14 protein-coding genes and 2 pseudogenes are annotated in these 23,943 nt (G+C 36.8%); all 16 read left to right on the top strand.

The window, feature by feature from the left end; translation table 11 throughout:
* The first annotated feature begins 75 nt into the window (after positions 1-75).
* Positions 76-1,479: a rhamnulokinase gene (locus tag FGQ53_RS04825; RefSeq protein ID WP_171019078.1), complete on the top strand. Its 1,404-nt coding sequence runs from the start codon at positions 76-78 to the stop codon at positions 1,477-1,479.
* Positions 1,480-1,593: 114 nt separating this feature from the next.
* On the top strand, positions 1,594-2,232 hold the full coding sequence (locus tag FGQ53_RS04820; RefSeq protein WP_001286139.1) for an L-fuculose-phosphate aldolase: 639 nt from the start codon (positions 1,594-1,596) through the stop codon (positions 2,230-2,232).
* An 11-nt stretch (positions 2,233-2,243) separates the two neighbouring features.
* Entirely contained in the window at positions 2,244-2,684 is a 441-nt protein-coding gene (locus FGQ53_RS04815) for an RbsD/FucU family protein (protein WP_138336188.1), read from the top strand.
* Positions 2,677-3,108 carry a PTS sugar transporter subunit IIA gene (locus FGQ53_RS04810; RefSeq protein ID WP_171019079.1) on the top strand — a complete coding sequence of 144 codons (432 nt, stop codon included), beginning with the start codon at positions 2,677-2,679 and terminating at the stop codon, positions 3,106-3,108. The genes FGQ53_RS04815 and FGQ53_RS04810 overlap by 8 nt, the downstream gene beginning before the upstream one ends.
* Entirely contained in the window at positions 3,099-3,569 is a 471-nt protein-coding gene (locus FGQ53_RS04805) for a PTS sugar transporter subunit IIB (RefSeq protein ID WP_000020992.1), read from the top strand. Before FGQ53_RS04810 ends, FGQ53_RS04805 begins: the two co-directional genes overlap by 10 nt.
* Before the next feature lie 24 nt (positions 3,570-3,593).
* Entirely contained in the window at positions 3,594-4,367 is a 774-nt protein-coding gene (locus FGQ53_RS04800) for a PTS mannose/fructose/sorbose/N-acetylgalactosamine transporter subunit IIC (protein WP_000899622.1), read from the top strand.
* Entirely contained in the window at positions 4,364-5,164 is an 801-nt protein-coding gene (locus FGQ53_RS04795; protein ID WP_000981723.1) for a PTS system mannose/fructose/sorbose family transporter subunit IID, read from the top strand. Before FGQ53_RS04800 ends, FGQ53_RS04795 begins: the two co-directional genes overlap by 4 nt.
* A gap of 58 nt (positions 5,165-5,222) precedes the next feature.
* Positions 5,223-7,517 (top strand): glycosyl hydrolase family 95 catalytic domain-containing protein, encoded by a 2,295-nt coding sequence (locus FGQ53_RS04790; protein ID WP_138336182.1) that lies wholly within the window; start codon positions 5,223-5,225, stop codon positions 7,515-7,517.
* Positions 7,518-7,526: 9 nt separating this feature from the next.
* Positions 7,527-10,643 carry a glycosyl hydrolase family 98 C-terminal domain-containing protein gene (locus tag FGQ53_RS04785; protein ID WP_138336179.1) on the top strand — a complete coding sequence of 1,039 codons (3,117 nt, stop codon included), beginning with the start codon at positions 7,527-7,529 and terminating at the stop codon, positions 10,641-10,643.
* Positions 10,644-10,725: 82 nt separating this feature from the next.
* On the top strand, positions 10,726-12,492 hold the full coding sequence (locus FGQ53_RS04780; RefSeq protein WP_138336176.1) for an L-fucose isomerase: 1,767 nt from the start codon (positions 10,726-10,728) through the stop codon (positions 12,490-12,492).
* A 146-nt stretch (positions 12,493-12,638) separates the two neighbouring features.
* Positions 12,639-13,790 (top strand): annotated as a pseudogene (locus tag FGQ53_RS04775) (iron-containing alcohol dehydrogenase).
* 145 nt (positions 13,791-13,935) lie between these two features.
* On the top strand, positions 13,936-14,820 hold the full coding sequence (locus FGQ53_RS04770) for an SPFH domain-containing protein (RefSeq protein ID WP_004235732.1): 885 nt from the start codon (positions 13,936-13,938) through the stop codon (positions 14,818-14,820).
* Positions 14,821-15,021: 201 nt separating this feature from the next.
* Complete coding sequence (locus tag FGQ53_RS04765) at positions 15,022-19,539, top strand: ZmpA/ZmpB/ZmpC family metallo-endopeptidase (RefSeq protein WP_138336173.1); 4,518 nt, start codon at positions 15,022-15,024, stop codon at positions 19,537-19,539.
* An 885-nt stretch (positions 19,540-20,424) separates the two neighbouring features.
* Positions 20,425-21,081, top strand: a pseudogene (locus tag FGQ53_RS11740) (PD-(D/E)XK nuclease family transposase).
* Positions 21,082-21,395: 314 nt separating this feature from the next.
* A complete protein-coding gene (locus tag FGQ53_RS12290; protein WP_138336167.1) occupies positions 21,396-21,947 on the top strand; it encodes a transposase family protein in 552 nt (183 codons plus the stop codon).
* A 455-nt stretch (positions 21,948-22,402) separates the two neighbouring features.
* A partial coding sequence (locus tag FGQ53_RS04745; RefSeq protein ID WP_229090311.1) for a YSIRK-type signal peptide-containing protein occupies positions 22,403-23,943 on the top strand: 1,541 nt, incomplete at its 3' end.

The following is a 23,943-nucleotide window of genomic DNA, read 5'->3' as shown; positions in this document are numbered from 1 at the left end:
GTAAGCGTTCACATATTGAAAAAATAAAATGTGGGGATTATAATAAACTTAATCAAGGACGAAGAGAGAAGAAAAATGGAAGCGGTTTTAGCAATAGATTTAGGTGCGACTTCTGGAAGAGCAATCGTTGGTTACCTTTCTGAAAATAAACTAGTAATGGAAGAAATAAATCGCTTTTCTAATCTACCTATTAGAGTAAAAGGGCATTTATCTTGGGATGTTGACTTTCTACTAGCTAAAATTCTTGAAAGCATCCGCTTGGCTAATACTAGTTACAAGATTTTATCTATCGGTATTGACACATGGGGAGTTGATTTTGGACTGATTGATAATGAAGGTAAGCTGTTATCACAACCTGTTCATTATCGTGATGAAAGAACAAAAGGAGTGTTAAAGGAAATATCTGAAATTACTGAATTAGAAAAACTGTATTCAGAGACAGGAAATCAGATTATGGAGATAAATACCTTGTTTCAACTCTTTAAGGCACGTCAAGAATCTCCTGACTCTTTCTATAAGACCAATAAGATTCTTTTAATGCCAGATTTGTTTAATTATCTCTTGACAGGTAAGTTTGCTACAGAAAAAAGCATTGCTTCAACAACTCAATTATTTGATCCTAGGATTCAAAAATGGAATCAGAATATTTTAAAACTATTTGAATTGGATTCATCTTTACTTCCTGAAATTGTTTCAGAGGGAAATGTTCTTGGTAGGATAAAAGATGAGTATTGTTTAGGCGATATTCCTGTTGTGAATGTTTGTAGTCATGATACAGCAAGCGCGATTGTCTCAGTACCTAAGACAGAAGATAGTTTATTTATTTCATCAGGGACTTGGTCTTTGGTTGGAGTGGAGCTTTCTTCACCTATTCTTAGTACCGAATCGTTCAGTTATGGATTTACAAATGAGGTAGGCAAAGATGGAGTGATTACTTTTTTGAAGAATTGTACAGGGTTGTGGATTATAGAGGAACTAAGACGTTCATTTGAACGAAGAGGGAAAGCCTATTCTTTTGGTGATATAAAAACAATGATAGAGAAAGAAAAAGAAGATCTTCCTCTGATTGATACTGAATCACCTGAATTTGCAACCGAATCTGATATGTACAAGACTTTGACAGAATATCTAGCTTATCATCATGAAACTAGAGAGTGGACAGATGGACAACTATTTAAAATCGTTTATGAAAGCCTAGCTGAAACGTATAAGAAAACGATAGAGCTACTAGAGAAACTAACTCATAAGGTTTATAAGAGGATATATGTGATTGGAGGAGGTGCTAGAGCCAGTTACTTTAATCAAATGATTGCTGATAGAACTGGTAAAGAGGTTCTTACAGGTTCAACTGAAGCTACAGCTGTGGGAAATCTTGTTGTGCAGCTCATAGCTATGGGACAATTAAAAGGGATGGAGGAAACTCACCATGTTATTGAGGAGTTCCTACAATTAGAGAGTTATTACTCCCAAAAGAATTAAAAAGATTGAGAGTTTGTAAATTTGCCTCCCTCCCCCTTCTTAAGTTTTGTACAAGAAGGGGGGATAATTGGTGAATTGAAAAATCTTTAGTGTTTTGATATAAGGAGGACAAGAATGTCAGATGTAAAACAAGAATTAATTAAATATGGTAAGAAGCTAGTAGAAACAGATTTGACGAAAGGAACAGGTGGGAATCTCAGTGTTTTCGATCGTGAAAAACAATTGATGGCAATTACTCCGTCGGGTATTGATTTCTTTGAAATCAAAGAATCCGATATTGTAGTGATGGACATTAATGGAAATGTTGTAGAGGGAGAACGCTTGCCATCTAGCGAGTGGTATATGCATTTGATTCAATATCAAACTCGTGATGATATCGATGCAATTATCCATGCTCATACAACTTATGCAACAGTATTAGCTTGTCTCAGAGAACCACTTCCGGCGAGTCATTATATGATTGCAGTGGCAGGGAAAGATGTTCGGGTAGCTGAGTATGCAACATATGGTACGAAAGAATTAGCTGTGAATGCAGCTAAAGCAATGGAAGGTCGTAGAGCAGTTTTACTAGCGAATCATGGAATTTTAGCAGGTGCACAAAATTTATTGAATGCATTTAATATTGTTGAAGAAGTTGAATATTGTGCAAAAATTTATTGTTTAGCTAAGAATTTTGGAGAGCCAGTAGTTCTTCCTGATGAGGAGATGGATTTAATGGCAGAAAAATTTAAAACATACGGTCAGAGAAAATAGGGAGGATATTAATGTTAAAACATATACCGAAGAATATTTCTCCAGATTTATTGAATACTTTAATGGAAATGGGACATGGAGATGAAATAGTATTAGCTGACGCGAACTATCCTTCTGCCTCATGTGCGAATAAGTTAATTCGTTGTGATGGTGTAAATATTCCCGAATTATTAGAGTCTATTCTGTATTTAATGCCATTAGATAGTTACGTTGATAGTTCAATTCAGTTTATGAACGTTGTTTCGGGGGATGATATTCCTAAGATATGGGGTACCTATAGACAGATGATTGAAGGTCATGGTACAGATCTTAAAACGATTACTTATCTTAGAAGAGAAGATTTTTATGAACGTAGTAAGAAAGCTTATGCTATTGTAGCTACAGGAGAAACTTCACTTTATGCTAATATTATCCTTAAGAAAGGAGTAGTTGTTGAAAGAGAAAATGTTTAATAGAGGAATTTTAGTTGCCAGTCATGGTGATTTTGCTAGTGGAGCTCTCATGACAGCAGAAATGTTTGTTGGTGAGACAACAAATGATAGAGTTAGAACATTAGGTTTGATGCCTGGAGAGAATATTGTAGAGTTTGAGCATTATTTTAAAAATCAAGTGGATGAACTGTTAGACTCAAATCAAGAGGTTATCGTTTTGACTGACTTGATTGGAGGAAGTCCTAATAATGTGGCTTTGTCACAGTTTTTAAATTTGGATTCAGTTGATATTGTAACAGGTTTTAATATTCCTCTCCTAGTGGAATTAATATCAAGTTATGATTCAAAAATCAATTTAGAAGAAATTGTTCAAAATGCTCAAAATAGTTTGTTTAATGTTAAACAACAACTTAACGTAGAGGAGGAAGAGGATTTATGTCTATAGAGTTTGTTCGTATTGATGACCGTCTGGTACATGGTCAAGTTGTCACTACGTGGCTAAAAAAGTATGATATTGAGCAAGTTATCATTGTTAATGATCGCATCTCAGAAGATAAAACACGACAATCTATTTTAAAGATTTCTGCACCGGTAGGTTTAAAAATTGTTTTCTTTAGTGTAAAACGGTTTGTGGAAGTTTTAAACTCTGTGCCAATAAAAAAGAGAACAATGCTGATATATACAAATCCAAAAGATGTGTATGATTCTATTGAAGGAAATTTAAAATTGGAGTACCTCAATGTAGGACAGATGAGTAAAACGGAGGAAAATGAAAAGGTAACTGGAGGTGTAGCTCTAGGTGAAGAAGACAAATATTATTTTAAGAAAATAGTTGATAAGGGAACAAGAGTTGAAATTCAAATGGTTCCCAATGATAAAGTTACAATGTTGGAAAAATTTTTATAAAAATAATTTAAGGAGGTACAGTATATGCTATTCACACAAGCATTACTGGTGACATTAGTTGGGATTATTGCCACTATTGACTATAATGGACCGTTATTTATGATTCACCGTCCGTTAGTTACAAGTGCAATGGTTGGATTAGTCTTAGGAGATTTCACCCAAGGTGTTCTTATTGGTTCAGCTCTTGAATTAACTTGGCTCGGTGTAACAGGTATTGGAGGTTACACTCCACCAGATACTATTTCAGGTGCGATTATTGGTACTGCATTTGGTATTTTATCTGGTCAAGGAGAAACTGCTGGTATCGCTATAGCAGTTCCAATTGCAGTTGCTACCCAACAGTTGGATGTTCTTGCAAAAACTTTAGATGTTTATTTTGTGAAAAAAGCTGATAATGATGCTAAAAACGGAGATTATTCAAAGATTGGTTTTTATCATTATTCAAGTTTGGTTTTAATCACGTTGTTTAAAATTGTGCCAATTTTCCTAGCTATTATGCTTGGAGGGGAATATGTGGCAGACTTGTTTGCTAAGGTTCCACCAATCGTTATGCAGGGACTTAACTCTGCAGGTGCTTTACTACCTTCAATTGGTTTTGGTATGCTTTTAAATATGATGCTCAAGAAAAATATGTGGGTATTCTTGTTGATTGGCTTCATTTGTTCTGTGTATGGAGGAATGTCAACCATTGGGATCTCACTAGTTGGTATTGCGGTAGCATACTTCTACGATATGATTGGAAGTAAACCACAAGAAACAACTTCAAATAGTGATGTTGAGGAGGATCTTGATCTATGATGAATAATAAAGTAACTAAAGTTGAACTTAAAAAAGTTTTCAAACGAAGTTTTATGTATGGTTCTTCATGGAACTATGAGAGAATGCAGAACCTAGGTTTTCTATATACAATTCTTCCAGTATTGAAAAAACTATATCCAGACAAAGATTCAGCATCTCCTGCTATGAAACGTCACCTTGAGTTTTTCAATACTCATCAAACAGCGGCACCATTTATTCTTGGAGTTACTTCCGCTATGGAAGAACAAGAAGGAAATGAAGGTGCAGATTCAATTACTGGTATTAAAGTTGGCTTGATGGGGCCGCTGGCTGGTCTAGGAGATAGTTTGTTCTGGCTGACACTAGTTCCTATCTGTTTTAGTATTGGTGCGTCTTATTCCAAAGACGGCGGTGCTTTAGGTATCTTTATCGCCTTAATATTGTTTAATGTTATTAATATTCCTGTCAAATATTTCGGTTTGAAATATGGCTATACTAAGGGTTCTAGTCTTATACAAGAAAATAATACAAAAGGGACATTGAATCGCGTTACGAGTATGGCGACAGCATTAGGGCTAGTACTAGTGGGTGGTTTGATTCCATCAATGGTTGGTATTAATTTTGGATTAGAATTTAAGCAAGGGGAACTTGTTATTTCTGTTCAAGAAATGATTACAAAATTAATTCCAGGATTTATCCCTATGGCTTTGACTTTATTAATGTGTAAATTAATTAGAAAAGGAAAGAATCCAGTTGTACTAATCTTTAGTGTTATGGCTATTGGAGTTATCCTAGTTGTTTTAGGAATTTTGAAGTAGTAGAAAGTGTGGAGGTGGTATTTGGGATATCACCTCCATTTTGGAAGAGAGGTAAAGAGTGAAATTATTGTATAAGAAAGCTGCCTCAAATTGGAATGAAGCCTTGCCGATTGGGAACGGTCATTTAGGTGGTATGATTTATGGTTCAGCTACAAAAGAATGTATTCAACTAAATGATGAGACTATTTGGTATAGAGGAAAGTCAGATAGAAATAATCCAGACTCACTATTGTATCTTAAAAAAATTCGGGAATATCTGTTAGATGGAGAAATTCAGAAAGCTGAAGAATTGATAAAATTAACAATGTTTGCTACTCCAAGAGATCAAAGCCACTATGAATTACTTGGGGAACTTTACATTGAGCATATAGATATTCAGCCTTCTGCTCTTTCATTGTATGAAAGAGAGCTAGATTTAGATACAGCTATTTCTAATGTTGTGTTTGAGCCTAATAGTTGTAATTTACAAATAAAAAGAGAATATTTTACGAGTTTTAATAAGAATATTTTATGTTGCCGTATAGTGTCATCAGTTCAAAACACATTAAATTTAAACATTAATTTGGGTAGAAATAAACGGTTTAATGATGAAGTATCTAAACTGGATTCAAATACAATTTTAATGTCAGCCTCTGCTGGAGGTAGAAAAGGTGTTCAGTTTAAAGTAGTATGTCATTCTAAGGTTACGGATGGTGAAGTAAGTGTATTGGGAGAGACAATAGTTATTCGGAATGCTACAGAGGTATTTCTTTATCTCAAATCAATGACGGATTATTGGGGAGACATAGATATTTCTTCTCTTCAAGGAGAATTTAGTAGTATTGATTACTTTACAGAAAAAGATGAACATGTAAAAAAATATCAGGAGCAATTTAATAGAGTTGATTTTAAACTACACTATAGTAAAGATTGTCTGAGCATTCCAACGAATCTACTTCTTGAAAACACTAAAAAGTATAGTAACTACTTGACTAACTTGCTATTTCATTATGGAAGATATCTGCTAATATCGTCTAGTCAGCCGAATGGTTTACCTGCCAATCTTCAAGGAATATGGTGTGATGAATTAAATCCAATTTGGGGTTCTAAATATACAATTAATATTAATACTCAAATGAATTATTGGATGGTAGGGCCATGTGATCTACCAGAAGTAGAATATCCATTATTTGATATGCTCGAAAGAATGAGAGAACCGGGAAGACTAACCGCTACGAAAATGTATGGAGCTAGAGGTTTTACAGCACATCATAATACGGATGGTTTTGGCGATACGGCTCCCCAATCTCATGCTATGGGGGCTGCAATTTGGGTATTAACTATTCCGTGGTTATGTACTCATATTTGGGAACACTATTTATATTTTCAAGATGAGCGTATTCTTACGGAACATTTTGAAATGATAAAAGAAGCATTTCTTTTCTTTGAAGATTATTTATTTGAGGTGGACGGCTACTTGATGACAGGTCCAAGTGTTTCACCGGAAAATAAATATCGTTTAAAAAATGGTACGGAAGGAAATGCTTGTCTATCATCTACAATTGATAATCAAGTTCTAAGATATTTTTGTGACTCATGCATTGGAATTGCAAAACAATTAGGAGACAATTCGGATTTTATTAGTCGTGTGAAGGAGTTAAAAAAGAAACTACCTAAAACAAAAATAGGTAGTAATGGGCAAATCCAAGAATGGTTAGAAGATTATGAAGAAGTAGAGCCTGGGCATAGACACATTTCACCTCTATTTGGGCTTTATCCTTATAATGAGATTGATATTCATAAAACTCCGGAATTAGCAGAAGCAGCTAAAATTACTATCAATAGGAGATTATCAAACGCTAACTTTTTATCTTCACAGGATAGGGAGCAAGCGATTAATAATTGGTTAGTAAGTGGTTTGCATGCTAGTACACAAACAGGTTGGAGCGCTGCATGGCTGATTCATTTTTTTGCGAGACTATATCAAGGAGAACCTGCTTATAACCAGATTAATGGTTTGTTAAATAATGCGACTCTTGGCAATTTATTTCTTGACCATCCACCATTTCAAATTGATGGTAATTTAGGTTTGGTGAGTGGAATTTGTGAATTATTAGTACAGAGCCATCATAATTGGTTATCACTAATTCCAGCTTTACCTTCTGCTTGGTCAGAAGGAGAAGTGAAAGGTTTCAGAGTAAGAGGAGGATATAAGGTATCGTTTGCTTGGAAAAATGGGGATATAACATTCCTAAAGTTGGAAGGAGGAGATAAAGATCAAAAAGTAAGAGTAAGAATATATGGCAAAAATACTGATGTACAAAACATTGAATTAGTATTTAATTCAGAAAAAATTATTGAGTTAAATTTTTAGGTATAAGTCATGAATAAAGAAAAAATAAAAAGAAAATTAATCACAATACTGTTTGTATGTATTGGGATGTTATGTTTTGGATTGTTAGCAGGAGTTAAGGCTGATAATCGTGTTCAAATGCGAACGACGATTAACAATGAATCACCATTGTTGCTTTCTCCGTTGTATGGCAATGATAATGGTAACGGATTATGGTGGGGGAACACATTGAAGGGAGCATGGGAAGCGATTCCTGAAGATGTAAAGCCATATGCAGCGATTGAACTTCATCCTGCAAAAGTCTGTAAACCAACAAGTTGTATTCCACGAGATACAAAAGAATTGAGAGAATGGTATGTCAAGATGTTGGAGGAAGCTCAAAGTCTAAACATTCCAGTTTTCTTGGTTATTATGTCAGCTGGAGAGCGTAATACAGTTCCTCCAGAGTGGTTAGATGAACAATTCCAAAAGTATAGTGTATTAAAAGGTGTTTTAAATATTGAGAATTATTGGATTTACAATAATCAGTTAGCTCCGCATAGTGCGAAATATTTGGAAGTTTGTGCTAAATATGGAGCGCATTTTATCTGGCACGATCATGAAAAATGGTTCTGGGAAACTATTATGAATGATTCGACATTCTTTGAAGCGAGTCAAAAATATCATAAAAATTTGGTGTTGGCAACTAAAAATACGCCAATAAGAGATGATGCGGGTACAGATTCTATCGTTAGTGGATTTTGGTTGAGTGGCTTATGTGATAACTGGGGCTCATCAACAGATACATGGAAATGGTGGGAAAAACATTATACAAACACATTTGAAACTGGAAGAGCTAGGGATATGAGATCCTATGCATCGGAACCAGAATCAATGATTGCTATGGAAATGATGAATGTATATACTGGGGGAGGCACAGTTTATAATTTCGAATGTGCCGCGTATACATTTATGACAAATGATGTACCAACTCCAGCATTTACTAAAGGTATTATTCCTTTCTTTAGACATGCTATACAAAATCCAGCTCCAAGTAAGGAAGAAGTTGTAAATAGAACAAAAGCTGTATTTTGGAATGGAGAAGGTAGGATTAGTTCATTAAACGGATTTTATCAAGGACTTTATTCGAATGATGAAACAATGCCTTTATATAATAATGGGAGATACCATATTCTTCCTGTAATACATGAGAAAATTGATAAGGAAAAGATTTCATCTATATTCCCTAATGCAAAAATTTTGACTAAAAATAGTGAGGAATTGTCTAGTAAAGTCAACTATTTAAACTCGCTTTATCCAAAACTTTATGAAGGAGATGGGTATGCTCAGCGTGTAGGTAATTCCTGGTATATTTATAATAGTAATGCTAACATTAATAAAAATCAGCAAGTAATGTTGCCTATGTATACTAATAATACAAAGTCGTTATCGTTAGATTTGACGCCACATACTTACGCTGTTGTTAAAGAAAATCCAAATAATTTACATATTTTATTGAACAATTACAGGACAGATAAGACAGCTATGTGGGCATTATCAGGAAATTTTGATGCATCAAAAAGTTGGAAGAAAGAAGAATTAGAGTTAGCGAACTGGATAAGCAAAAATTATTCCATCAATCCTGTAGATAATGACTTTAGGACAACAACACTTACATTAAAGGGGCATACTGGTCATAAACCTCAGATAAATATAAGTGGCGATAAAAATCATTATACTTATACAGAAAATTGGGATGAGAATACCCATGTTTATACCATTACGGTTAATCATAATGGAATGGTAGAGATGTCTATAAATACTGAGGGGACAGGCCCAGTCTCTTTCCCAACACCAGATAAATTTAATGATGGTAATTTGAATATAGCATATGCAAAACCAACAACACAAAGTTCTGTAGATTACAATGGAGACCCTAATAGAGCTGTGGATGGTAACAGAAATGGTAATTTTAACTCTGGTTCGGTAACACACACTAGGGCAGATAATCCCTCTTGGTGGGAAGTCGATTTGAAAAAAATGGATAAAGTTGGGCTTGTTAAAATTTATAATCGCACAGATGCTGAGACTCAACGACTATCTAATTTTGATGTGATTCTATATGACAATAATAGAAACGAAGTTGCTAAGAAACATGTTAATAGTTTGTCGGGTGAATCTGTTAGTCTAGATTTCAAAGAAAAAGGAGCAAGGTATATTAAAGTTAAATTACTAACGAGTGGTGTGCCTTTGAGTTTAGCAGAAGTAGAGGTTTTTAGAGAATCAGATGGTAAGCAATCTGAAGAGGATATAGATAAAATAACAGAAGATAAAGTAGTCTCTACAAATAAGGTAGCTACTCAAAGTTCAACCAATTATGAGGGTGTAGCTGCTTTAGCAGTTGATGGTAATAAAGATGGAGACTACGGACATCATTCGGTGACTCATACTAAGGCAGATTCTAATGCTTGGTGGCAGGTCGATCTGGGAGAAGAGTTTACGGTTTCTAAAGTTGATATTTATAATAGAACAGATGCCGAACCTCAGCGTTTATCTAATTTTGATGTTATTTTTCTATCTTCATCAGGAGAAGAAGTTTTTAGAAGACATTTTGATAAAGTAGTTGATGGTTTGTTATCTTTAAAAGTACCTTCTGTAGGGGCTAAGCTAGTCAAAATAGAATTAAAATCAGCAGCTATTCCGTTAAGTTTAGCGGAAGTTGAAGTCTATGGTTCAAAGAGAACTCCGAAGAAACTTTCTAATATTGCATTAACAAAAGAAACTAGACAGAGTTCAACGGATTACAATGGTTTTTCTCGTCTAGCAGTTGATGGAAATAAAAACGGAGATTATGGTCATCATTCAGTGACTCATACCAAAGGAGATTCTCCTTCATGGTGGGAGATAGATTTAGCACAAACCGAAGAATTAGAAAAGTTAATTATTTATAATAGAACAGATGCTGAAATTCAGAGATTATCAAATTTTGATATTATTATATATGATTCAAATGATCATGAAATTTTTACACAACATATTGACAGTTTAGAAAGCAATAATCTATCCATAGACTTAAAAGGACTGAAGGGAAAAAAGGTTAGAATTTCTTTGAGAAACGCAGGAATTCCTTTAAGTTTGGCAGAGGTAGAGGTTTATACTTATAAGTAATTTTAAAAATTATTATCCAGGCTACCGTAAATATAATGGTGATGGTAGTATAAAAGAAACAGAAAAATAAGAGGAAAATATTATGATCCAACATCCACGTATTGGTATTCGTCCGACTATTGATGGTCGTCGTCAAGGTGTACGCGAATCACTTGAAGTACAAACAATGAACATGGCTAAAAGTGTGGCAGATCTTATTTCAAGTACATTGAAATATCCAGATGGAGAACCTGTGGAATGCGTGCTTTCTCCATCTACCATTGGTCGTGTTCCAGAGGCCGCTGCTTCACATGAGTTGTTTAAAAAGTCAAATGTTTGCGCAACAATTACAGTTACACCATGCTGGTGTTATGGTAGTGAAACTATGGATATGTCTCCAGATATTCCTCATGCTATTTGGGGATTTAATGGAACAGAACGCCCAGGAGCTGTCTATCTTGCAGCTGTACTAGCTTCACATGCTCAAAAAGGGATTCCAGCCTTTGGGATTTATGGTAGAGATGTTCAGGAAGCTAGTGATACAGATATTCCAGAAGATGTCAAAGAAAAACTTTTACGTTATGCGCGTGCAGCTCTTGCAACTGGCTTGATGAGAGACACCGCTTATCTATCAATGGGTAGTGTTTCAATGGGGATTGGCGGTTCTATTGTAAATCCAGATTTCTTCCAAGAATACCTAGGAATGAGAAATGAATCGGTAGATATGACGGAGTTCACGCGCCGTATTGACCGTGGTATTTATGACCCAGAAGAGTTCGAACGTGCTATGGTTTGGGTAAAAGAACATATCAAAGAAGGCGTTGACCGAAATCGTGAAGATTTGATTCTTTCTAAAGAAGAGAAAGAAAAACAATGGGAATTTGTGGTAAAAATGTTCATGATTGGTCGAGATCTTATGCAGGGGAATCCTCGTTTAGCAGAGCTTGGTTTTGAGGAAGAAGCAGTTGGTCACCATGCTTTAGTAGCTGGTTTCCAGGGCCAACGCCAGTGGACAGACCATTTCCCAAATGGGGACTTTATGGAAACTTTCCTCAATACTCAGTTTGACTGGAATGGTATTCGAAAACCATTTGTATTTGCTACAGAGAATGATTCACTAAATGGTGTGTCTATGCTCTTTAATTATCTATTAACAAATACTCCACAAATCTTTGCTGATGTGCGTACTTATTGGAGTCCCGAGGCTGTTGAACGTGTAACAGGACATACTTTAGATGGTCGTGCTGCAGATGGATTCTTACATCTAATCAACTCTGGCTCTTGTACATTGGATGGTACAGGTCAAGCTACTCGAGATGGCAAACCTGTTATTAAACCATTCTGGGAGTTAGGTGAAAGTGAAGTACAAGCTATGCTTGAAAACACAGACTTTCCACCAGCAAACCGCGAATACTTCCGTGGAGGAGGATTCTCAACTCGTTTCTTGACGAAGGGCGATATGCCAGTAACAATGGTACGTCTCAATCTTCTAAAAGGGGTTGGTCCAGTGCTACAAATTGCAGAAGGTTACACACTTGAACTTCCTGAAGATGTTCACCATACTTTAGATAATCGTACAGATCCAGGATGGCCAACTACTTGGTTTGCTCCACGTTTGACAGGAAAAGGGGCTTTCAAGTCTGTCTATGATGTCATGAATAATTGGGGAGCCAATCACGGAGCGATAACCTATGGACACATTGGAGCAGACCTGATTACCTTGGCTTCTATGTTGAGAATTCCTGTCAATATGCATAATGTACCTGAGGAAGATATCTTTAGACCTAAAAATTGGTCTTTATTTGGAACAGAAGATTTAGAATCAGCGGACTATCGTGCATGTCAGTTGTTGGGGCCACTACATAAATAAAACTTGTGTATATAGGAGGTGAACTTACGTCCCTCCTATCCCTTTAAAAAACATTTGTTAAACATTTCACAAATATTTGAAAACGAATACAAAAAGTAATATAATGATGTTAAGTAAATAGCGCGGAGGCGCAGGAGGAAAATTATATGGCTACATTTTATGTTCCGGCAGTCAACCTTATTGGAAAAGGTGTTGTAAATGAAGTGGGTCCTTATATCAAGTAACTTGGCTATAAAAAGGCGCTTTTGGTGACAGATAAGTTCATCGAAGGCAGTGACATTTTGCCTAAGGTTTTAAAACCGCTAGATGCAGAAGGGATCGAATATGTCATCTTTAGTGATGTAGAGCCAAACCCTACTTGTAAGAATGTCACAGATGGGGTTGCTGCTTTGGAAGAGCATGGATGTGACTTTATTATCAGTCTTGGTGGGGGCTCTCCACAGGATGCAGCTAGTTGTATCTCTATCATAGCGACAAATGGTGGAAAACCACAGGATTATGAGGGGCTTCATAAGTCTGCTAAAAAAGGCTTGCCAGTTGTGGCTATCAATACAACAGCAGGAACTTCTGCAGAAATTACCATTAACTATGTCATTACCGATGAAGAACGCAAGGTTAAGATGGTCATGGTTGATAAGAATAGCCTTGCCTTGATTTCTGTTAATGACCCGGAATTGATGCTCTCTAAGCCTAAAGGCTTGACTGCAGCGACAGGTATGGATGCTCTGACGCACGCTGTTGAAGCTTTGGTAACACCAGGAGCTTATGATGTGACCAAGAAGCTATCTATTGGAGCTATTGAGCTTATCAAGGAATACCTTCCTCGTGCAGTGGCAAACGGACATGACATTGAAGCGCGTGAAGGCATGGTCAATGCCATCTTCCTCGGTGGTATGAGCTTTAATAATGCAGGTCTGGGCTATGTTCACTCAATGGCTCACCAACTTGGCGCAGTATATAATTTGCCACACGGTGTTTGCTGTGCCATGTTGCTACCAGTTATCGAACGTGAAAATGCTAAACGTGTTCCGAAAGCTTTCCGCAATGTTGCCAAGGCCTTGGGACTTCATGTGGAAGGTAAATCAGATGAAGAGTGTGCTGATTATGCAATTGCTGAAATTGAGAAACTGTCTGAAACAGTAGGTATTCCTAAGAAACTGACTGAGCTTGGTATTGAAGAAAAAGACTTTGACTTTGAATACCTTTCTAAGAATGCCTTGATTGATGCCTGCGCACCAGGAAATCCATTTATGCCAACCTTAGAAGAAACGATTGCTTTTTATAAAGAGTTGTTTTAGCCAGAAATTAGACGACAATGTGACAATTCACCTCTAATTATTGACATTTCAGGAAAAATCGCAGTAAAAACTGCACAGCCTTCTTTAAATGTGCTATAATACAGGAAAAATAATGATGGAGGTCACGATAATGGCAACATTTTTGATGATTTTTGTGGTGGTTTGTGTGCTCCTATTGGTGATAGTCACACTGAGTACAGTTTATGTGGTTCGTCAGCAGTCGGTGGCGATTATTGAACGCTTTGGGAAATACCAAAAGGTTGCCAATAGCGGTATTCATATTCGCTTGCCTTTTGGGATTGACTCGATTGCAGCGCGGATTCAGTTGCGTTTGTTGCAAAGCGATATTGTGGTTGAGACCAAGACCAAGGACAATGTGTTCGTTATGATGAATGTGGCGACTCAGTACCGTGTCAATGAGCAGAGCGTGACAGATGCCTACTATAAACTTATGCGTCCAGAATCTCAGATTAAATCTTATATTGAAGACGCCCTTCGTTCTTCTGTTCCAAAATTAACCTTGGATGAATTGTTTGAGAAAAAAGACGAGATTGCCCTTGAAGTTCAACACCAAGTAGCAGAAGAAATGACTACTTACGGCTACATTATTGTGAAAACCTTGATTACCAAGGTCGAACCTGATGCAGAAGTCAAGCAATCCATGAATGAAATCAATGCAGCGCAACGTAAGCGAGTCGCAGCGCAAGAATTGGCGGAAGCTGACAAGATTAAAATTGTCACTGCAGCTGAAGCCGAAGCAGAAAAAGACCGCCTTCATGGTGTGGGGATTGCCCAACAACGTAAGGCGATTGTGGATGGATTGGCAGAGTCTATCACCGAACTCAAGGAAGCTAATGTTGGCATGACAGAAGAGCAAATCATGTCCATCCTCTTGACCAACCAATATTTGGATACCTTGAATACATTTGCCTCTAAAGGAAATCAAACCATTTTTTTACCAAATACACCAAATGGTGTGGATGATATCCGTACACAAATCTTGTCAGCCCTCCGTGCTGAGAAGAAATAATAGATTAAAGAGCTTGGCAACAGGATCTTTTTGCATTGCATTTGTTAAGAAAAGCAAAGAACATCGATATACATTTAACTAAAATTATTGTATGTTGTTTCCCTTAATTTGGAATAATAAGGGAATAACTAGAAAGATTTGTGAATACAAACTATTTCTGATATACTAAATATACAGTAATAATGAATGATAGGATATGGGATGAAAGAATTTCAATTTGAGAGAAAGCAGCGTTTTTCTTTGAGGAAATATACAATAGGAGCTTGTTCGGTCTTGCTAGGAGCGAGTCTATTTTTTGCTGGTATGGGTGCTCAACCTATACAGGCTACAGAAACGAGTTCAACACTAATTTCAAGTCATTATTTGGATGAGCAGGATTTATCTGAAAAGCTGAAATCTGAGTTGCAATGGTTTGAAGAAAATAAGATTGAGGTAAAAGAGGGGAAAAAATACTACTTTATCTATCGAAAATTGGCTACAAGATTACCAGAAACAGGTCTGTTTTCTAATGATGGGATGTTTATCTTGGGAGCAGGATTATTATTGCTTTCCTTCACTTTAATCAAGAGAAAAAAGGGAGCGTCTTACTTCCTTGTGACCGTCTTTGCTGTTGGTGGCTGGGGAGCCTCCATTTCTGCTTTTGAAAATCTGGTAGAATTGCAACCAGCCCTTGTTAAGAGAGTAGAAGGTCAGTTTCTACCAAGTCCTGAAATAGTCCAAGGATATGAATTTACGGGATATTATTTGGTAAGAGATAGTGGTAGCAAGGAACTTTCTGTTGATAAGGTAGAATCGCCAGAATTATCTCAAAAGGAGGACAGTTCAGAATCTCAGTCTAAGAAGATTGTACCACAGACTGCATCTCATTTTAGTTCAACTGAAGACCTTGTGCAATCTCCTCAACCATCTTATGCAGTTGAGCCTGTTTTAAATCCAACTCCTAAAAAAAGTATGAGTATTGAGTCTAAAAAGGTACCCGATGAAGGAATGAAAACTGTTATTGAAGACAAGCCAGAACTGGAAGTTAGGATAGGGGAGATAGAGTTTGAAACTCAATTGCAGTCTGACCCAACTCTGGCGAAGGGAGAAAAAAGAATTTCTATAGAAGGTACCAAGGGACAAGAACGAATCTTAACAGAAGTAAGGGTTATCGATGGTATTGTTACGAGAAATGAAGTAGGGAGAGAAGTGCTTCGTGAACCAGTTACTCAGGTGATTCTGGTCGGGACAAAAGAGAAGGGACCTCAAGAAAATGGCATAAGTACAGCCCCAGAAGTCCAACCACCTTTTCCATCTTATGAAGGTGGTGTTTCCGGCGATCCTTCGGTAGAGCCGTCTCTTCCGTCTTATGAAGGTGGCGTTTCCGGCGAATCGTTAGTAGAGCCACCTCTTCCATCTTATGAAGGTGGTGTTTCCGGTGAGTCCTTGGTAGAACCATCTCTTCCGTCTTATGAAGGTGGCGTCTCTGGTGAATCTTTGGTAGAACCACCTCTTCCGTCTTATGAAGGTGGCGTTTCCGGCGAATCGTTGGTAGAGCCGTCTCTTCCGTCTTATGAAGGTGGCGTTTCCGGCGAATCGTTGGTAGAGCCGTCCCTTCCATCTTATGAGGGAGGCGTTTCCGGTGAGTCCTTGGTAGAACCACCCCTCCCGTCTTATGAAGGTGGTGTTTCCGGTGAGCCGGAGATACAGGAGGCTCTCCCAGAGTATAAAGAAGACACTCAACTTCCTCAGACCAAAGTAGAGACCAAAGCTGTTTTTTATGAAACCATTTATGAAAAGAATGAGGCACTAGACCACGGTGTTACAAGAGTAAAAATTCCGGGTGTTGAGGGACAAGAACAAGTTACTACTACCTATACTAAAGATCAAGTAAGTGGAAATATTTCTGAGAATAAAACTGTTAAAATAGTAGCTAACAAGGTTGATCAAGTTGTAGAAGTTGGAACTAAACCGAGTGTAGAAACTACTGTCCTATCTCATAAAACGATTTACCAGATGAATCCTGCTTTGGAGTTCAGACGACAGGAAGTAGCGGTTGTAGGGCGTGATGGTTCGGTGGAAACTAGGACGACTTATCAACTAGACAAGGCAACAGGTCAGGTGACGGTATCTGATACTACTAAACAAGTAAATCCAGCAGTCGATAAAGTGATTCAAGTTGGTAATGTGGAAAAAGTAATACAACCGATTGCTGTTACTGAGGAGCGAAGAGAGGATTCTTCACTTGCTAAAAATATAGAAAAGGTAGTCTCTGAAGGAGAAGTTGGTGAGAATACACTTACCAGAACCTACGCTATCAATGAACAAACTGGTGAATTGATTAATCCTCAGGAAGTGAGTCAAATAACAAAACCAATGAAACCGAGAGTTGTTTTAGTTGGTAGTCAGGAGGATAAACCACACTTGCTTCCAGCTAATAGTGAGAGAGAAGATGCTGTGGATGTGTCTGCTCTTACCACAAGCGTGAGATCAGTAGATTTCTTAAATGACAGTAAACTAAAAGCACAGTTAGAGCCTACCTATGATCCTCGAGATATTATAACAAGGAGAATTGCGCTCAGAAAAACACACCCAAATATCACTGACCAAGAAGTCAAAGATATGTTGCGCACAGAGTATCTTCAAAAACTGTCAATTCAAGAAAGCTTTGATCAGACGAAGACGCAAGCTGAGTCAAGTTTCAAAAAGATTGCCTCTCATACTTTGGGGATTATAGGAGATACCCCTGAAAATCGCAGCAAGGTCAAACAAGAGCTTGAGCAATACAAAGAGCAGATCTTGTTGGGACTGTCTTATATCAATCGTTTTTATAATATTCAATTTGGGGACACGAATATTCGTGATATTCTGGCCTTTAATCCAAGTTCATTTGGCAATAAGACAATGACAGCCTTGGATAGTTTGAAGAAATTAGGATCCATGTCTTATGAAGAGATGAAATTGACCAATAGTCCTCAAACATTTACAAAATATTTATCTACTATCACTGGTAAGGCTAGTTTGAAGGAATTTTTAGACAGCAATCGCCAACTCTTTACGTCAGATGATGCGGATACTTGGCTTAAAAAATCTAGCCAAGCTATGATTGTTGAAAAACCATCTAAGGAAAATCCTTCAGCGCATGTCGGGCTATATAGCAAGTTGACAGCTGGGGAAAAGGATCCTCGTAAACAAGAGGCTAATATGGCTGCTATTTTGGGACTTTTGAATGTGAAAGAACCAAATGTTTACGTGATTAGTAATATGGCGACGATTACCTATGGTAATATTGGTTCCTATATAGATACTTCTCTTGCCCAGTCTAATCCAACTAAGTATCAGACTGAGCTTGCTAGAGTCAAGTCTTTAATTGAAAAGGCGGCTGTACAACAAGCCAACTATGTTGATACTCTTTATCGTATAACAAAACCAGAAAATCGTGATAAGTTGCTGACAAATCGCTTGATTATTGATACGATGAAGAAATATACAAGTAATCCGAATGCACAGATTGATAGCACTTGGTCATCAGATGCTGGTAATGGAGCTGATAAGGGGGTCGACCAGTTTATGACTCCTATGAATTACTATTCTCCAGTAAGTAAGGTGGGAGCTGAGGCCAATGGATTAGGTGTCCGTTACTTTATAGATAGGGTTCTGGATGATAGAGGTTCAGCGACTTATTCTCATGAAATGACGCACTTACTAGATAGAACGGTCTTGTTTAATAATCACGGTCGTCGAGATGGTACAGGAGCAGAGTTTTATGCGCGTGGTATTTTTGAAAACTCCTATAATCCAGAAAAGGATACTTACTTCAATCTCAACTTTGTATATGATGAGAATGATAAGAATGGATTTTACAATAAAACACCTGATCGATTTAAAACGGCAGAAGATTTGCAATCTTACATGAAGGGAAGTTTTGATGTCCTTTATACTCTAGATTACCTAGAAGCAGAGGCAAGTAAAGGCTTATCTGCAGAAGACAAGATGAGTTATTTCAAAAAAATAATGCCGATTACTTCAACAGGTCCTAGAACTTGGGTAGATTACCGTAATACAGCGGTTAAACCGACTCATAAGAGTGAGGAAATTCAAGATCTGACCTTAGAAGATGCCAAAAAATTAACAGATATTGATAGTTTGATTGACAATCATATCCTGGTCAATCGTTATATCATTGCTGGTTTTTCAGATAAAGGAAAAATTACAGCAAATGGTTATTATACCGTTGATATGTTTGATACCATTTATGGTGTTAGTCAAAATGACTCTGGTATGAGTGGGGATATCACCTTTAGAAAACAAGCCTTTGAATTGATGGCTGCTTTGGGCTATTATGAAGGATTTGTTCCTTATGTGTCAAATCAATTTAAAGAAGCAGCAGAGGCTGAAAACAAGCCTTTATCTGATACTTACATTTTCAATAAAGTTTTGAATGGTAAGAGTTATGCTGAGTTCAAAAAAGCACAGTTTAAGGAAAGAGTAGCTAAGATTGATCAATTGAAACCTTTGACAATCCAATATGAAGGTCAGCAAATAAGTCTGACAAGTCAGAAGTTAAGTGAATTGATGCAGAAAGCTGTCCAAGAGGAGTTGAAACAGATTAAGGCAGGCAATACAACAGCTCGCACCTATAGCTTTATCGAAACACCCGTTCAAAAACTGAAAAAAGCGATTTATAAAGCTTATCTCAAAGATTCAGATGACTTTAGACAATCGATTTACAATAGCTAAGACAAAAGGAACATCTCTCTGGAATGAACATTCAGAGGGGTGTTTTTTGGTTCTTTTGTATGCTTTGTATTGTTTCTTGACAATGGAGTTATTTTCAGACTTTTCCACAGATTTATAAGAGTGGGAACATCTCATTAACCTTAGAGATAATAGACAACTGAGAGTAAAAGAGTTCTTATAAATTGGATAATTCACAGAAGTTATCCACAGATTGTGGACAAGCTGGGGATAGATATGATTAATTATTGCTATTTGGAGTTTAGGGATTTTTCTTTTTGAAATGATAGTCTATGTAGTAAATATCAAGGGTGAAGTACGCTAATCTTTGTAAACAATACTGTTTTATACTTTTCGAAAATCTCTTCAAACCACATCAGCGTCGCCTTACTCTACTCAAGTATAGCCTGTAGCTAGCTTCCTAGTTTGCTCTTTGATTTTCATTGAGTATCACTTGTCGACGAGGAGAGAATTTTAATTATTAGTTAGGAGGGGAGGGGCTTTGGTAGAGAATAGTAGTTAGTGAGAAGAGTTAAGACTTTTAACAATGTAATAAGAAACTTTTGAGGATGTTTAGTTATCAACAACTTTATCCACAGCTGTGGATAAAGTTGTTGATAAGATGGTATAGTTTAAAGTCCGTCAGGATCAAGCTGGGGCAACTAAAAAAATCTGATCATACTAACTCTGAGTTTGGCTACTGGTAGAACTTTGAATCTCTATCTAAATCTGACTTTGGATAGACAACTGCTTGCTAAGGTTCATATTTCAGTTAAAACGGAGATAAAATATCTTAACAATTCATTTCCTTTTCCGAATAAATAGATAGAGCCAGATAATCTAGTAAACCTAGATTTAAAAATGTGCTATAATGAAAGGAGAAGCAATTTGACTGTACGTCATCCGGGCATCAGCCCAACCAATGATTTGGTTGCTAAGAAAATCTTTAGCAATCCAGAAGTCACTTGTCAATTTATCCGCGATATGCTGGACTTACCAGCCAAAAATGTGACCATTTTGGAGGGAAGCAATATTCATGTATTGCCTTCCTTGCCATACTCGGCCCAGGATTTCTATACTAGTATAGACGTCTTAGCGGAGTTGGACAATGGGACACAGGTTATTATTGAAATTCAGGTACATCATCAGAATTTTTTCATCAATCGCCTGTGGGCTTACTTATGCAGTTAGGTCAATCAAAACCTAGAGAAAATTCGCCAACGTGAAGGTGATATACACCAGAGTTACAAACATATCGCACCAGTATACGCAATTGCTATTGTGGATAGTAATTATTTCTCAGATGACTTGGCTTTTCATAGTTTTAGTATGCGCGAAGAACAAGCCTTGTTAGCACAGGACTATGCCTTGGAACAAGCTGAAGAAAAAGGATTAGAACGTGGTCGTGCAGAGGGACTGGAGCGTGGGAAAGTTGAAGGTAGTTTCACTATGTTAGTAAATCTAGTCAGCCAAGGTATTCTAACACCTGAGGTTGCGAGTGAACAATTAGGTATGACCGTCGCAGAGTTTGAGGCCTTGCTATAAATGAGAATGGGGACATGTTATCGAAGTAGGTAGCATGTTTTATTTTTGGCCAATAGTTAATGCTTGTTTTCGTTTTTTAAACTTACTCGAATTATAATTATATATGCAATATCTTCTACAATTAAGTATAAATCGCACCAAAATACAATAGCATAATATAGCGATCGAATGTATATCTATGTGCAAAAAAATTCAAAACTAAACTTTCTGAAAATTTCCTACTTTTTCAAAACGTTTTTTTGCGAAAATTTGAGGTCGAAAAGTTTGCATATATATTAGATTTCCTACGAAACAAAATATGATACAATAAAACTATGAATTATGAATCAAGTAAACCATTAACTGATGTACGATTTAAGCGCCTTGTTGGTGTTCAGCGCACTACTTTTGAAGAGATGTTAGCTGTGTTAAAAACAGCTTATCAACATAAACACGCAAAAGGTGGACGAACTCCCAAGTTAAGCTTAGAAGATTTCCTCATAGCTACTCTTCAATACATGCGAGAATACCGTACTTATGAACAAATTGCGGCTGATTTTGGCATTCACGAAAGCAACTTAATCCGTCGGAGTCAATGGGTTGAATCAACTCTTATTCAAAGTGGTTTTACGATTTCAAAAACTCATCTTAATGCTGAGGATACGGTGATTGTGGATGCTATCCAAGCTGCCGGCGTGAAACGTTTGACAGATATCAAACTCTTTGACGTCTTTTCAGGTGAGAAATTGGGACTTGGTATGAAGTCAATGGCTTATAGCTTGACTTTCCAAAATCCTGAAGACAGCTTAACGGACGAAGAAGTCGCACGCTACATGGAAAAAATCCAAGCATCACTTGAAGAAAAAGTCAATGCAGAAGTGCGTTAAGTTATTAGAATTTGAAATGAAAGTTTAGACTTAAACATAAAAAACGAATAAAACTAGTTTTCTAGACAGTTAGAATTCTATTTTGTTCGTTTTTTTTTGTTTTTGAATCTTAGGTCTTGTTAGTGTGAATGAAGTTGTTCTTATACTCTTCGAAAATCTCTTCAAACCGCGTCAACATCGCCTTTTCGTATATATGTGACTGGCTTCGTCAGTCTTATCTACAACCTCAAAACAGTATTTTGAGCAAGCCGTGGCTAGTTTCCTGGTTTGCTTTTTGCAAATGATTAATTAAGTATAAAATCGAAATGTTTGCTTTATGTATATAATAGTGGTATCATGTTGGTGATAAGAGTAGGTGTAGAGTATTTACTAACTTATAGTACCGCGTCTTTACATGCTAAGATTATCATTTAAACTAATGCTATAAAATTAATAATATAAAGGAGGCTTTATAGATGGAAAATAATCATTCTATGAGTCGAGTAGAACGCTCACGTCGTGAGAAGGTAACTCGTTACTCAATCCGTAAATATAGCTTTGGAGCGGCTAGTGTAGCTGTTGCTGCTCTTTTCATGTTCTTAGGTAATGGAGCTGTATCAGCTCAAGAGCCTGAAATTCAGGGATCACAGGTTGTTAATACCACCGACTCACAATCAGCCCCTGAGAGCCCATCAACTCCAGCAGCACAACCAATTGCAGAAGAGTCAACAAAACCAGCTGCACCAGAAGTAACAACTCCAACTCTAGGTAAAAAAGCAGAAAACACAGAACCAAAAGCTGGCACTAATGCTATTGAAAACACAGGTTCTCGTGATCCACGTAACGGTAAAGAGTTGGAAAAAGGTGAAGGGTTCAGAACAGCAGCGACTGCTGCAAAACACGAGCCAACAACTGTTAATGTCGGTAATTTGAGTTATACGTTGGAGTTCTCAGATGATGCTAAAAAAGAAATTTATGCCTACAATGAAGAAGACACAGATATTAGTATTGCTGTGAATTCAACTGTTGGAAAAATCACTTCTGCATCTGTTAAAGGTGGAAGTGGTCAGTATATGAACAAAAATAAGAAACAATCTGATCCACTTGAAGCTCAAGAAATCGACGGATTTGGTTGGACGTATACTTCGATTGTAAATGATACACAGGGACCAGCAACACTAAAAATTACTGGGAAACCAAACGACACTTTCAAAAAGTTGAAAGATTATACAAAAGATGAAAATCAAAATGCAGTGTTAGGTGATCGCTATCTGCAACTGTTCAATGATAATGGAGAACAAATATCGGGCGGTAACAATAAAACCGCTGATGGTTACTTCAAAATGGTTGTTAAATCTCAAACATATAAGTACGACATTAAAGATTTAACTGATGAAAGACGTATTACAGTTAATGATATTGATAATATTACACCAACAGAGCTAACATCAATTAAATCAAGTTTGCAATTAGAACATTCTAAAAAAAGTAAGGATGCACGATTTGTAGGTGGATCACCAGTTGCTAATCCTACTTCATTAATTGATACTGTTGCAGTATCAACGACTGAACCTAGTAAGCTTGTTGTAACATATGTAGATGGTTCTGTAGACACAATCGAAAAAAATAAAGTTTTAAACGTAAGACCAAAAGGTACAATTCCATTCTCTAATCCAGCTACAAAAGAAATCTATGTTTATAAAGGAGAAGAAACAAATCTTGAATTTGGTGTAACAGATGATTCTGGTAAAATTAAAGACCTTCGTATAGTACAAGCGAAAGGTCTTGTTGGAAAGTCTGGTGCTGCACAAGGACAAGTTAACAATCAGTATGGTTTAACTATGACTTCTGAAACTAATGAAGATGGTATTGTTGCAACAACGGATCATCCAGCTATCACAAGAATTACGAGGCTGGGCAAAAACCCACTTCTAACTATCAAAAAAACGAGCATTTCCGTAGTTAGAGATGCTCGTTTTCTTATGTCATGGTTTATAATTAAAATAAGAACAAAACA

The sequence above is a fragment of the Streptococcus mitis genome (assembly GCF_005844455.1).
Lineage (GTDB): Bacteria > Bacillota > Bacilli > Lactobacillales > Streptococcaceae > Streptococcus > Streptococcus mitis_BF.
The sequence above is the reverse complement of the archived record's forward strand: the minus strand, read 5'-3'. Positions and strand labels throughout refer to the sequence as shown.

Coding starts and splice junctions, on each gene's coding strand:
- FGQ53_RS04825 (WP_171019078.1), top strand. CDS start 76: ATGGAAGCGGTTTTAGCAATAGATTTAGGTGCGACTTCTGGAAGAGCA.
- FGQ53_RS04820 (WP_001286139.1), top strand. CDS start 1,594: ATGTCAGATGTAAAACAAGAATTAATTAAATATGGTAAGAAGCTAGTA.
- FGQ53_RS04815 (WP_138336188.1), top strand. CDS start 2,244: ATGTTAAAACATATACCGAAGAATATTTCTCCAGATTTATTGAATACT.
- FGQ53_RS04810 (WP_171019079.1), top strand. CDS start 2,677: ATGTTTAATAGAGGAATTTTAGTTGCCAGTCATGGTGATTTTGCTAGT.
- FGQ53_RS04805 (WP_000020992.1), top strand. CDS start 3,099: ATGTCTATAGAGTTTGTTCGTATTGATGACCGTCTGGTACATGGTCAA.
- FGQ53_RS04800 (WP_000899622.1), top strand. CDS start 3,594: ATGCTATTCACACAAGCATTACTGGTGACATTAGTTGGGATTATTGCC.
- FGQ53_RS04795 (WP_000981723.1), top strand. CDS start 4,364: ATGATGAATAATAAAGTAACTAAAGTTGAACTTAAAAAAGTTTTCAAA.
- FGQ53_RS04785 (WP_138336179.1), top strand. CDS start 7,527: ATGAATAAAGAAAAAATAAAAAGAAAATTAATCACAATACTGTTTGTA.
- FGQ53_RS04780 (WP_138336176.1), top strand. CDS start 10,726: ATGATCCAACATCCACGTATTGGTATTCGTCCGACTATTGATGGTCGT.
- FGQ53_RS04770 (WP_004235732.1), top strand. CDS start 13,936: ATGATTTTTGTGGTGGTTTGTGTGCTCCTATTGGTGATAGTCACACTG.
- FGQ53_RS04765 (WP_138336173.1), top strand. CDS start 15,022: ATGAAAGAATTTCAATTTGAGAGAAAGCAGCGTTTTTCTTTGAGGAAA.
- FGQ53_RS12290 (WP_138336167.1), top strand. CDS start 21,396: ATGAATTATGAATCAAGTAAACCATTAACTGATGTACGATTTAAGCGC.